Annotated in this window: 10 protein-coding genes; 5 read left to right on the top strand and 5 right to left on the bottom strand. The window is 54.2% G+C overall.

Annotated features, from left to right (window positions below):
• Positions 1–18: 18 nt before the first annotated feature.
• The 5 genes from msrA to POG22_RS24010 form a co-directional block, all read right to left on the bottom strand.
• Positions 19–672 carry a peptide-methionine (S)-S-oxide reductase gene (gene msrA / locus POG22_RS24030; RefSeq protein WP_498907409.1) on the bottom strand — a complete coding sequence of 218 codons (654 nt, stop codon included), beginning with the start codon at positions 670–672 and terminating at the stop codon, positions 19–21.
• Positions 673–1200: 528 nt separating this feature from the next.
• Positions 1201–2127: a glutamate racemase gene (gene murI, locus POG22_RS24025; protein WP_498907408.1), complete on the bottom strand. Its 927-nt coding sequence runs from the start codon at positions 2125–2127 to the stop codon at positions 1201–1203.
• A gap of 61 nt (positions 2128–2188) precedes the next feature.
• On the bottom strand, positions 2189–3409 hold the full coding sequence (locus POG22_RS24020; RefSeq protein WP_498907407.1) for an N-acetylmuramoyl-L-alanine amidase family protein: 1221 nt from the start codon (positions 3407–3409) through the stop codon (positions 2189–2191).
• A gap of 43 nt (positions 3410–3452) precedes the next feature.
• The gene (locus POG22_RS24015) at positions 3453–3629 is read right to left on the bottom strand and encodes a hypothetical protein (RefSeq protein ID WP_498907406.1); all 177 of its coding nucleotides are present in this window, start codon (positions 3627–3629) and stop codon (positions 3453–3455) included.
• Positions 3613–4452 (bottom strand): alpha/beta hydrolase, encoded by an 840-nt coding sequence (locus POG22_RS24010; RefSeq protein ID WP_498907405.1) that lies wholly within the window; start codon positions 4450–4452, stop codon positions 3613–3615. Before POG22_RS24010 ends, POG22_RS24015 begins: the two co-directional genes overlap by 17 nt.
• A 296-nt stretch (positions 4453–4748) precedes the next feature.
• On the opposite strand from POG22_RS24010, the gene infC reads away from it, so the two are divergent.
• From infC to POG22_RS23985, 5 genes are all read left to right on the top strand, one after another.
• The gene (infC, locus tag POG22_RS24005) at positions 4749–5285 is read left to right on the top strand and encodes a translation initiation factor IF-3 (protein ID WP_017661414.1); all 537 of its coding nucleotides are present in this window, start codon (positions 4749–4751) and stop codon (positions 5283–5285) included.
• 284 nt (positions 5286–5569) lie between these two features.
• A complete protein-coding gene (locus POG22_RS24000) occupies positions 5570–8605 on the top strand; it encodes an MFS transporter (RefSeq protein WP_498907404.1) in 3036 nt (1011 codons plus the stop codon).
• 123 nt (positions 8606–8728) lie between these two features.
• Positions 8729–9214, top strand: a complete 486-nt coding sequence (locus tag POG22_RS23995) for a Crp/Fnr family transcriptional regulator (RefSeq protein ID WP_017661411.1) — start codon at positions 8729–8731, stop codon at positions 9212–9214.
• A gap of 19 nt (positions 9215–9233) precedes the next feature.
• Positions 9234–9926 (top strand): beta-phosphoglucomutase, encoded by a 693-nt coding sequence (gene pgmB, locus POG22_RS23990; protein ID WP_498907403.1) that lies wholly within the window; start codon positions 9234–9236, stop codon positions 9924–9926.
• A 792-nt stretch (positions 9927–10718) separates the two neighbouring features.
• Positions 10719–12083, top strand: a complete 1365-nt coding sequence (locus POG22_RS23985) for a sensor histidine kinase (protein ID WP_498907402.1) — start codon at positions 10719–10721, stop codon at positions 12081–12083.
• The last annotated feature ends 278 nt before the right edge of the window (positions 12084–12361 follow it).

Genomic DNA, 12361 nt, shown 5'->3' with positions numbered 1-12361 from the left:
ACACTCCTACAGCGAGAATTAGACTCCGATTCCAGTCGGACAAGAAACGTTCGTTCCACCTAGCCCGCAATAGCCGTTGGGATTCTTCGCCAAATACTGTTGGTGATAGTCCTCCGCAAAGTAAAACTCGGGGGCTTCGAGAATTTCCGTGGTAATTTCGCCGTATCCGGCTTTTTTAAGTTCCGTCTGATAGGCGTCGCGGGAAGCTTCAGCTTGTCGGCGTCGATCGTCCGAGTAACAGTAAATTCCCGAACGATACTGGGTTCCCACATCGTTTCCCTGTCGCATTCCCTGAGTGGGATCGTGACTTTCCCAAAAGGTTTTCAAAAGCATCTCGTAAGAGATCGCCTCGGGATCGTACACCACGCGCACCACTTCGTTATGTCCCGTCATCCCCGTACAGACCTCTTGGTAGGTGGGGTTGAGGGTGTATCCAGCCGCGTAACCCACCGCTGTCGAATAGACCCCATCGAGTTGCCAGAAACGACGCTCGGCGCCCCAGAAGCAACCCATCCCAAACATAGCTAGCTGCATTCCATCAGGATAGGGCGGTGTTAGGGGGGTTTTGAGAACGAAGTGCTTGTCGGGAACGGGCATCGGTGTATCTCGTCCCGGTAAGGCGTCTTGCGGTTTGGGTAGTGTCAGTTTTTTTCCGAATCCAAAGAAAACCATAGTGCGATCGCGTGTTACTCACATCTTCTTCCTTTAACATTATTTGACATACTCACCGCCCTAGAAGGCTTGCCCTGAGCAAAGTCGAAGGGACGGCGATTCTCCAAGCCTCACGGCTTTGGATTCCTGGTTCTCTGACAACCCTTAATATTCATTGTTGCCAATGAATACCAGAGGGGTTTATCTCCCCAGGCGTTTTCCCCATTTCAGAGGAGGTTCCGGTATGCCCTACCGTACCTGAGAATCCTGAAACACTGGTTCCCCGTACTTGAGGACACGGGTGGCGAACCGAGTTCGCCACCGTGAGATGTCCGTGGTGCTTAGAGCTTTTACCCGCTTGAGCTTTCTTTCCCAAGTGGAAACCCATAACTCTAGTTTTCAAGGTTCGATTGCCGTGGATTTTAGGCTCGGTTTTTAAACGGGTTGAATACCGTTCCCGTTCCCCCCATGATAACCAAGTCGCCTGCTTATGGGCGAGGCTTTAAACCCAAAACTCCTGGTAACCGCAGGGAGCAGAGATGCAGGACTCTACACGATCGCGTCTCCCGATTGCGGTTCCCCACAAACCCGACTATCGATCGACTCGGATAGAGCGATCGCGTTCTCATCGAGATCGGCATTATGGGAGCGATCGAGCGCCGGAAGCCAAATTTTTTCGACCTCGGGGACAAATCCGAGCCATTGCTTCGACAAACTCGCAAACGTTTGCGGACAACCGCTGACGCAAAAGCGGGTTCCGTGTCTCGGTGAAACCGAATGTTCGTAGGGCGTCGCCACCGCTGCCAATCCCAGTAAATCCAATTCTCGGGTGGCCGCCACCACCACGTGTTCGGCCGGATCGATCGAAGACACCCTCGCCGGAAGCAACGTCCGTAAAACCGGTTCGAGGTGGGGGTAGTGAGTACAACCGTACACCAGCGTATCGATACGGTGTTCGAGCAACGGTTCGAGGTACTGTCGAACGATCTCTCGAGTACGAGGATGGTGAATGCGGTTTCCTTCGACGATCGGCACGAATTCCGGACAGCCTATCTCCCAAACCCGAGCCGAAGGGTTCGTTTCCAAAATTGCCCGACGGTACGCGCCGCTTTTCGCCGTAGCCGGTGTCGCGATGACCCCGATACGGCTGCCCCGACGCACGGCCGCTCTCGCTCCCGGTAGAATCAAGCCCAAAATCGGAAAATCGAATTCGTCGCGCACCGTTTCCAACGCCAGCGCCGAACTGGTGTTACAGGCAACGATCGCCATTTTGACCCGACACTGAGCCATCCAATGCAGGATTTCTCGCACGAACTGCACGATTTCCTCGGGCGATCGCGTGCCGTAGGGCAACCGTGCCGTATCGCCGAAATACAAAACCGACTCGTGAGGGAGTTGTCGGTACGCTGCCCGCAGCACGGTCAAACCACCGACGCCGCTGTCGAAGATCCCGATCGAGCGAGTATTGTTTGTCATGAGGTGTTTGTGAAATACCGATATTACCGGAGCAAAGGTGGCGTAGAATGCAAACTCGCCGTCACTGACAGAGCGGACCGGGACAGTACTGGTTGACGTACTGCAAAATACCTCGAGCGATCGCTTGCGAGAGAACCTCACGATATTCCGGGTCTGACAGTCGCGGCGCGTCGTAAGCCCCCGTCACGAACCCGAGTTCCACCAACACCGCTGGCATATCCGTATTGCGTAGCACGTAAAACCGAGCCGTCCGCACGCCGCGATCGGGCCCCCCCGTCGCCCGAACGACATTTTGATGGATCGTGCGGGCGAGATCGCCTCCCGTTTGGTAGTAATAGGTTTCGATGCCATTGACGTCCGGTCGGCTCATGCTGATAGCGTTCGCGTGAATGCTGACGAACAGATTGGCGTTGAGGCGGTTTGCCAACTGAACGCGCGGCTCGAGTTCGACAGTGCGGTTGTCTTCCCGCGTGAGAACGGCCGCCACGCCGTTTGCTTCCAATATATCCGCGATGCGATGGGACATTGGATTGACGATATCGATTTCGCTGAGGCCGCCAATCCCGACCGCACCGGGGTCGCTGCCGCCATGTCCGGGGTCGATGACCACGACCACTTGTCCTTGAGGAATTTGCGGCACGTCGCCCCAAGAATTCGCAGGGCGGCGGTTGGCGATCGGTGGGGGCGCGGCTTCAGCACTGTACGGTCGGAGTTCGAGGGCGAGCGTTTGCGTGCTGGGTTGGTTGAGACCTTCGATCGACACTTGTGGGGCGGGCATGACCCGCACGATGACCGTTTCGGGGTCGGCCTGCTCGGCCTGTATCCAAGAAATCGCCGAACTGTCGCGGGCGCTGGGGACGCGAAATCCCGGTGCGAGGCGGGCGTTGCGAATTTCAATTTGATACGCCAGAGTTCTCCGATCCCAGTAGCCGACAGGTTGGATAGCGCGATCGGCGCGCACGAGAGCGCGATTTCCATCGACGGTAATTTCGACCGCCTCGATCGTCGCGGTTTGTCGGTTGCGCTGAACCCGTCGCGGCCGGTCGTCTTGCCTGTCCTCCGCTTTTCGGCCGAGTCGAATCTCGTCTCGAGCGAGGTCGCCGGAAAGAGTCAGGGGGTCTCGGAGTTCTCGTGGGTCGGCGATCGCAGTTGGCGTCGAAGACGACATCGATTTGAGATCCTCCGTGGCGCGATCGAGGGGTTGCGATCGCGCCACCGCACTGAATTCCGACACCACCAGCAGACTTGCGAGACTTGGGAGCAACCAGTGAACTCTGACCATATTTCTCCTTATTGACAGGATCGTCGCTTCAGACGAGCCGATTTTAGACATCGCCGATTTTTCCCGAACTGTTTTGCCCGACGAGCCGATCGACAAACTGGCTTGAAAAATAGCATAAAAACTTCACCCAGAGTAGGGTGAAGCTCTGGGATAGGGCAACGGAAACCAAAGGTTTCCATCTTATTACGGAGGCGCGATCGCCGTTACCGGACATCGACACGCCGTTGAATCCAATCGAGAATCGCCTCGTTGACGAGGTCGGGGCGTTCGTCGTGAAGGCAATGACCGCCGCGATCGAATTCCAACAACTCCAAGGTCGGATTGACCTGTTGGAACTGCTGGGGACGGGCGAGTTTCGGCGGAACCATGCGATCGTCGCGAGCCCACACCAACAGAGCGGGAACCTCTAACTGACGTAGAGAAGCAGCCACGTCGGGACAGAACTCGACCTCGCTGCTAGCACGGGCGAGGCGACAGAAGACGCCCGCCGCACCGCGATCGAAGGCGGGGGGCGCGAAAACTTCCACCGGGTCTTCGGGGACGGAACCGCTGTCGGCGTAAGCCAACTGCATCCAAGACCGCAATCGTTCGGGGTGGCGAATCCAGTAAAAAATCGGCTTGAGCAAGAGGGGAGAAGAAAACAAGCGTTCGATCGCGCGAACCACCGGCCGGAGCGGTGGCGGGAGGAGATCTCGGCGTAACGCCGGGTCGGGCAACGTCAAGAACACCAATCCTCGGATCGCCTCTGGGTATCGTCGTGCGAGGGTCGCACCGACCAGCGAGCCGATCGAGTGACCCACCCAAACCGCCGGACGCGCGACGGTCTGTTGCCAAAACTCGTAAGCTTGATCGGCCCAGAGATCGACACTGTAGCGAGTCGGAGCCTTTTCAGTCGCTCCGAACCCGAGTAAGTCCAGAGCGTAAACGGGGTGGCGATCGCTCAACGGTCCGACATTGTAGCGCCAGTGGTCGATAGAACCGCCAAACCCGTGCAGTAACACCACGGGAGTCGGCGATGCCTCCACCGCTGTCGGACGAGCCACAGCGTAGCGAGTTTGCCATCCACGCCAAATCCAATCGCGCCGCCGGGGAAAATCGAGACCGGGAGTAGAGCTGGCGATAGTTGCGTCCTCTCGAGCGAAACGTCGTATCTCCCCATTGTAGGCGATCCCACCTGGCCGTTTGCCCCAGTCGGCCGTCGGGCAATTTTAGAATTTCTCTTAAATCTAGATGAGGATCGAAAATATTCCGAGTAGAATGTTAGTACGACTGTTCTCGATCTCAGACCAAAATTTACCCAACCACGAACCTATCGAGCCAATAAATCAAACCAATTCATATGCCTGCAATCGGAAGAAGACGACAACGGGATTTACCCCAAATCAACGAGCGAATTCGCTTTCCCAAAATTCGAGCGATCGATACAGAGGGAGAGCAACTCGGTATCATGTCCCCAGCCGACGCCTTGAAAATTGCTGAAGAAAAAGACCTCGATCTGGTCTTAGTCAGCGACAAAGCCGATCCGCCCGTTTGTCGGATCATGGACTACGGCAAATATAAGTTCGAGCAAGAGAAACGCTCTAAGGAAGCCAAGAAGAAGCAGCACTCTTCCGAACTCAAGGAAGTGAAGATGCGCTACAAGATCGAAGATCACGACTATCAGGTGCGCGTCAAGCAGGCGGTGCGCTTCCTCAAAGCGGGAGACAAGGTGAAAGCCACCGTGATGTTCCGAGGTCGAGAAATCCAACACACCGACCTCGCCCAACAGTTGCTCGAACGCTTAGCCAAAGACTTAACCGACCTGGCCGAAGTCCAGCAACGGCCCAAACGAGAAGGACGTAGCATGATGATGCTACTGTCGCCGAAGAAGACATAGTCGAAACGTTGGCGAGGTAGCGGCGGTCGAGACCCGAGGTCGCCAGACGGATTCGAGTGTCGAATCCGGCCGGTCGCGCCGCCGAACCGTTCCCCAGTGCAGTTCAACGGGAAAAACGCCAAGAGCGTTTGTCAGCGACAATTTATTGTTACCCTGAATTTAGCCGTTCGCGCTTAAAGCAGAGCGGAACTTTTTTCGCCGAACTGGGTGGCGCGTTACTCTAGACGGCAGGAGCCGAGCGAGTCTCGCTCCCCAAAGACCGACATCAGGACGATCGACGCTGCATGGAACTGAAAAACTGGCAATTCAACCAAGGTGGCTGGGGACAGCGGGTGCTGCAATGGGTGAACCTTCGTCCCGAAGAAGGCGAGCGCACCCTACTGATGTTTGCCTTTTACACGGCGACCTCGATCGGCCTGCTCTGGCTCGAAGCCGTCACCTACGGCTTATTTCTGGATAAATACGGTGCTGAATCCCTGACGATTATCTATATCGCCAGTTCGGCCATCGGTTCGGGGTTGGGATTTTTCTACTCCTGGCTGCAAGAGGTGTTGCCCATGCGTCGCGCGATCGTCGCGATCGCCCTGCTGATGGCCTTGCCCTTGGTGCTGTTCCGAGTCGGACTCGAACTTCCCTTGCTCTTCGGCATCACCGTCTTTTCCATGCGGCTGTGGATCGACGGAGCTTACATCCTTAACGACCTCAACACCTCGATTACCGCCAACCAACTCTTCAACATTCGCGAAATTAAGCGAACCTACCCCATCATCAGCAGCGGAATCCTCCTGGCCGACGTGATCAGCGGGTTTTCGCTACCCGCCCTCATCTCCCGCGTGGGTCTGAGAAACGTCACCTTGATGGCCTGCTTCATGCTCGTCCTGGGGGCGTTTCTGCTATTCTACCTCAGCGAAAACTACCGACAAGCCTTTCCCGATGCCAGTCGGCGCACCGAAGAAGAAGATCCCTCCGATTACGCCACGCGCCGCTTCCAAGGACCGCTGCGAACCTACGTTTGGCTGTTGGTGACGTTTTTCGTCCTCGTCGAAATTCTCTACGTTCTCATCGAATTTCAGTTTTACAGCGAACTAGAGCTGCAATTCCAAGGCGGCGTCGATTTAGCCAATGGTATCGCCAGTTTCGTCGGGATTTTTAACGGAATTCTGGGGATTTTCGAGTTAGTGACCCAGTGGTTCGCCTCCAGTCGCGTCGTGGAGCGGATGGGGGTGTTTCGCGCCGGGTCGATTTTGCCGATGCTGGTGGTGCTGATCGGGGTGATTTCCATCTCCAGCTCCTTTGGGGGCTGGTTCGACCTTTTCCTCGGCGTGATCGCCATTAAGTTCGTCGACGAACTATTCCACTACACCCTCATCGAAGGCACCGGGCCGGTACTGTTTCAACCCCTGCCAGAATCCCAGCGCAACAATATGCAAGCCCTCGTTAACGGCGTGGCGGAGCCAGTGGCGACGGGGGTGGCGGGTTTGGCCATGTGGACGTTTATTTGGGGCGGACGCCGCTTTCTGGGGAAAGACCAGTGGCAAGCTCTGCAAAGTCCAGTTTTCGTATTTTTGGTGGTGTTGGTCGCCCTGGCCTGGATTGCCATCATTTTGTTGATGCGATCGCGCTACGTGGGTCTGCTCGTCTCCAGTGCCGAACGAGGGCGGTTGGGGGTTTCCGACGTGGATTTACGGGTTCTCAAGCGCTCCGTAGTCGAAACCCTCGAAAAACCCAAGTCCGACCCCGACAAGCGCTCCTGTGTCGAACTCCTGGCTCAAATCGATCCGAAAAACGTGGGGGAAGTCCTCGCGCCGCTACTGGCGACGCTATCGCCCGCCTTACAGCGGCAAAGCTTAGAGGTGATGCTCGAACATCCCAAAGCCGAGTATTTGCCCCAGGTGCGGGCGCTGATCGATCGCCCCCAACCGCCGGAAGTGCTGGCCTTGGCGTTGCGCTATGTTTGGCTGACGGAACGAACGCCGGATATGCGGCAGTTACGGCCTTACCTGCGCCCGGAAGTCGATCCGGTGGTGCGAGCGACGGCAGCCTCGCTAATTTTACGCAAGGGCAATCGCGAACAGAAAGCAGAAGCCACCAACGCCTTACGGCGAATGTTGACCCACAAGCAGGAACGGGAACGGGTCATGGGAACTCGCGCGTTAGGCGAAGCCGATTTCCTGCAAGGGCTGCGATTGTACGTCCCCAACTTACTCCAAGACGAATCGTTACGGGTGCGCTGTGCGCTGTTGGAGGTCATCGCCTCGACTCATTTAGAAGAGTACTATCCGTCTCTGTTGCGGGGACTGTCGTATAAATCTACGCGGGACGCCGCGATGCAGGCGTTGGTACGGTTGGATAACGAAGTCCTCGATCGCCTAGTGACGTTAGCCGAAGACGTTCACAAACCCGATTTAGTACGGATGTACGCTTGGAGTACCATCGGCGAAATCGGAACCGTCGAAGCTCTCGACGTCTTGGTCGCCCATTTGATGACCGCATGGGGAACCAACCGCCGCAACATCTTGCGAATTTTGTTGAAAATGCCCGAAGAACAGGGTATCGAAGGGGTTCTCGATCGCCTGGGACGTCGCGGCGTGGAGATCCTCATCGACCAAGAGTTGATGTTCGTGGGACAGTTATACGCCGCCTTAGTGGATTTACCCGAGGTGAGCGTTCCCCCAGGCGAACCCGAAGCGGTGGCGAGTCGCCCGCGAACCAACGGTCACGTGAGTTTGACCGCCGACTACGCCATCGAGTTGTTGCGTCGCGCCCTGCAAGACTTACAAGCTGACAGTATCGAGCGGTTGTTCTTGTTGATGAAGTTCTTATATCCCCTCAGCTCGATTCAAGCGGCGGCGTTCAACCTCAAGTCGGGATCGCGATCGTATATGGCGCGGGGGTTGGAAATTCTCGACAACACTATCGACATTCCCAGCAAGCGATCGCTGTTGAGCGTTCTCGATCGCCAAGGGGACGCAGAAAAACTGCAAAATCTCTCGGAGTTAGTGGACTATCAACCGATGTCGCCGAGCGATCGCCTGCGGTTTTTACTCGAGTTGCGCCTGTTCCTCTCCGACTGGCCTCTAGCCTGCTGCTTTCACGTCGCCCGAGTCGCTCGCTGGAGTATCGGCGCCGACCAAACCCTAGCCGGGTTACGACACCCGACGGGATTCGTGCGGGAAGCGGTGCTGGCTTATTTAGAGGTCGCCTCGCCTCGCGCCCTGCTAGAATTACTCCCGAAACTGCAAAACGATCCCGATCCCCTCGTGGCCGCTCAAGTTCGCGAGCTAATGGTTCAGTTTGGGTTGAGTTCTTCCAAAGCTTAGCGAAAGCGAAGCGGTAAAATTAGAAAGCGGTAAGCCTCGGAGATCGCCCGATCGAAACGGAAGCCCGAGCTTCCGTTGATGGTGTCTGCTTTGGCTCCCTAATCTTCGTTTCCTTTCTGCCCCATGCTTACCAGTGTCGATCGCTTGTTGTTCGTGCGAGGCGTCCCGATCTTTAAAGAACTGCGGGACGACTTTCTCGTGCGTTTGGCTTCGGTGATGGACGAACTGTCCTTTCCCGCCAACCATACGATTTTTACGGAGGGGCAGGAAGGTCGATCGCTGTATATCGTCGTCTCGGGTGTGGTGCGCGTGCATATCGGCGATCGCGAACTAGCACGGCTGTCCCAAGGCGCTTGTTTCGGCGAAATGTCCCTCTTCGACGCCGAACCGCGATCGGCCTCGGTGACAACCTGCGAACCCTGCGAGTGTTTGATGTTGACCCAACAACAACTTTACGACGCCATCGACGAAACCCCTGGAATCGCCATCAATATCATTCGCTTGTTGTCTCGCCGCACGCGGGAACTCAACCAAAAACTCAACCTACAAGAAGCTCGACTTCAAGATGCTAGACAAAGAGACGCAGAACTCCGTAATCTGGGGTCGTAGCGTTCTCCCCTCGCCGCCCATGAAGTCTTCCGTCTCGTCTACTCGTTCCGTACCGTCTGTCGCCCTACAGGGGGCAATTTTCGATATGGACGGCGTGCTGACCGATACGATCGAATTTCACTATCAAACTTGGCAGCGTTTAGCCGACGAAGAAGGCATTCCCTTCGATCGCCAAGCCAACGAAGCGCTACGGGGCTTGTCGCGACGGGATTCGCTGCTGCGGATGCTGAACGGTCGGACGCTACCGGAAGAGAAGATTCAAACGCTACTAGACCGCAAAAATCAATATTTCCGCGAGTTCGTGGAGACGATGAGTTCCGAACATCTGTTACCGGGGGTGCGATCGTTCCTCGACGAGGTTCGCGCCGCTGGGATTAAAATGGCGGTGGCCTCGGCCAGTCAGAACGTTTACGCCGTCATCGAACAGTTGGGAATTGCTGACGATATCGACACCATCACCAACGTTTACTGTGTCGATCGCCCCAAACCCGCCCCGGACGTATTTTTACACGCCGCCGAACAGTTAGGGGTTTCGCCAGAAAACTGCGTCGTGTTCGAGGATGCAGAGTCCGGTGTCGAGGCGGCGTTGGCGGCGAAAATGCACGTCGTCGGACTCGGACCGGCCGAACGGGTGGGGGCGGCTCATTGGGTGTTGCCCAGTTTGGACGGGTTGCATTGGTCGGATGTCACGGCGAAGTTTGCCGATCGCTAAAATGAGTTTTGATGTCAAATTGAAGCGGCGATCGAATCCATTGACGATCGAACTCAAACATTAGTCGATCGAGAAAATTGCGTCTTATTTGGAAACGCACCAGATGCGAAAGTCATGGCTGTTGCGGCTCAGTTGCAGCCTGGAAATGGAGCTATTCTCGATATCGGTGTGTCATACGGAATCCGAACTCAAACACGGGTTTTGCCCAACCTAAAAAGTCTCTCTATCCCCCCACCCCCCCTTTCAAAGGGGGGCTAAGGGGGGATGTGGTGAAGACTTCTTGAAACCTAGCTTATCGGAAAAGGATGAAGTATCATTTCCAGAACTCAACTCAATTCAGCTTTAAGTATTTTGCCTTTGGCACTTATCCGATCGAGCATTGAATACGAGAAAATACGTCTAAAACCTAAAAACTGACCGCCGACACCGTGGTTTAAAAAATTGGGCGAACAGCTCAATTCACTGTAGAGACTCCGATCTGATAAATTTACATTTTTGAAATGCACCCAATTTTGTTTTCTATGTTGCAAGTTTGAGAAAATCTTGAAATCCGAAAGTTGAAGTCGTTCGTACTGTAAGTATCCTGCTGAAGATAGCGATCGAGGCTCTCTCGCTACAGCCAGCTTTCCGGCATCTCGAAAATGCCAAATAATATCTGATACGCAGGATTTTTTCAAGGTATTTAAAAACTTTCGATCGAAAATGTTAACATCGAGATAGGTTTACATCGACGAGCGTTCTAAAGGTCTCGTCAAAGAAAAGTCAAAAACTGAATCAAATTATCGCCTAAATATGCCAAGCGCCCCAAACCCGAGTAACGAAGCCGATCGCCAAAAGGCACTCGATCGCTACAATATTGTCGACAGCTTACCGGAAGAGGCTTTCGACGACATTACAACTTTGGCGGCGTATATTTGCGAGACGCCCATCGCCTTAATTAGTTTAGTCGATCGCGATCGCCAATGGTTCAAATCCAAATACGGCCTCGACGCCGACGAAACCCCCCGCGAACAGGCGTTTTGCGCCCACGCCATCCTCGAACCCAAAGATATCTTTGTCGTTTCCGACGCCAGTACTGACAAACGCTTCGCCGACAATCCCCTCGTCACAGTCGATCCTCAAATTCGCTTTTACGCCGGTGCGCCGTTGGTGACGCCAGACGGTTACGCGGTGGGAACCGTTTGCGCCATCGATCGCAAACCTCGCCAACTCAATTCCGAACAATTGCGGGCGTTACGCGCCCTCAGTCGCCAGACGATCGCGCAAATGGAACTGCGGCGCAACGTCCAACAGTTAAACGAGACGCTGCGACGGTTGCAACATACCCAAGCCAGCTTAATTCACACCGAAAAGATGTCTGCATTGGGTCAGTTTGTCGCGGGAATCGCCCACGAGATCAACAATCCCATCAGTTTTATTGCGGGAAATCTCCCACACGCCCACGGTTACAGTGCAGAATTAATCCGCGCGATCGAATTGTATCGACAAGTCTATCCCAACCCTCCCGAAACGATTCTCGAGGAAATCGAGGCGATCGATCTCGACTATCTTGCCGAAGATTTTCCCAAATTGCTGGATTCGATGAAATTTGGCGCCGATCGCATTCAAAAAATCGTCGAATCTCTGCGAATGTTTTCCCACCTCGACGAAGCTGAAATCAAAACCGTCGATTTGCACCAGCAGTTAGAGAATACGTTAAACATTGCCGGACAGCGCTTTCAGGCGACAGAGACGCGAGGAGAAATTCGTCTGATCCGAGACTTTGGCGACCTTCCCCCCGTCACTTGTGCCGTCGGCCAACTCAATCAAGTGTTTTTAAATCTAATTGCTAACGCTATCGATGCCATCGACGCTCGATCGAACTATCTAGAGATTCCAGAAATTAACATAAAAACTGAATATTTTCAAGGCAAAGATACAAGAATTCGTATTCAAATTTCAGATAACGGTATTGGAATTTCAGAAGAGTTATCGAGCAAAATTTTCGAGCCGTTTTTTACCACAAAATCCGTGGGTCAAGGGACAGGAATCGGGTTATCTACTAGCTATCAAATTGTCACAAAAACTCACGGTGGACAGTTATATTTTAAATCTAAAGTGGATATTGGAACGTCGTTTGTTGTGGAAATCCCCGTTTCGATTGATGCTTCCAAGTAAATCAAAAATTTCTTGAAACCTGTTTCGCAAAAAATCAAATCGCAAATTTTACAAATTTAAAATTCAAAAATCAGTTGTGTAACAAAATCGGGACAAAAAGGGAAGCGGGAATAGGGAATCGGATTTTTTCTGGTGTCCAAGCAGGAGTTACGCATTTACACCATTTGTAGGGTGGGCAATGCCCATCGACTTCTCCATTTAGTGTAATTTCGGTCGAACTGCGTAAGTCCTACCAAGTACGAACATCCTTGAAGACAAACACCAAAAAGCCCGCTGAG

The sequence above is a fragment of the Geitlerinema sp. CS-897 genome (genome assembly GCF_028368005.1).
Taxonomy (GTDB): Bacteria; Cyanobacteriota; Cyanobacteriia; order Cyanobacteriales; family Geitlerinemataceae; genus Baaleninema; species Baaleninema simplex.
This window is presented reverse-complemented; position numbering and strand designations above follow the sequence as displayed.

Excerpts from the sequence above, each read along its gene's own strand:
- msrA (WP_498907409.1), bottom strand. The coding sequence starts at position 672 with ATGGTTTTCTTTGGATTCGGAAAAAAACTGACACTACCCAAACCGCAA.
- murI (WP_498907408.1), bottom strand. The coding sequence starts at position 2,127 with ATGACAAACAATACTCGCTCGATCGGGATCTTCGACAGCGGCGTCGGT.
- POG22_RS24020 (WP_498907407.1), bottom strand. The coding sequence starts at position 3,409 with ATGGTCAGAGTTCACTGGTTGCTCCCAAGTCTCGCAAGTCTGCTGGTG.
- infC (WP_017661414.1), top strand. The coding sequence starts at position 4,749 with ATGCCTGCAATCGGAAGAAGACGACAACGGGATTTACCCCAAATCAAC.
- POG22_RS24000 (WP_498907404.1), top strand. The coding sequence starts at position 5,570 with ATGGAACTGAAAAACTGGCAATTCAACCAAGGTGGCTGGGGACAGCGG.
- POG22_RS23995 (WP_017661411.1), top strand. The coding sequence starts at position 8,729 with ATGCTTACCAGTGTCGATCGCTTGTTGTTCGTGCGAGGCGTCCCGATC.
- pgmB (WP_498907403.1), top strand. The coding sequence starts at position 9,234 with ATGAAGTCTTCCGTCTCGTCTACTCGTTCCGTACCGTCTGTCGCCCTA.
- POG22_RS23985 (WP_498907402.1), top strand. The coding sequence starts at position 10,719 with ATGCCAAGCGCCCCAAACCCGAGTAACGAAGCCGATCGCCAAAAGGCA.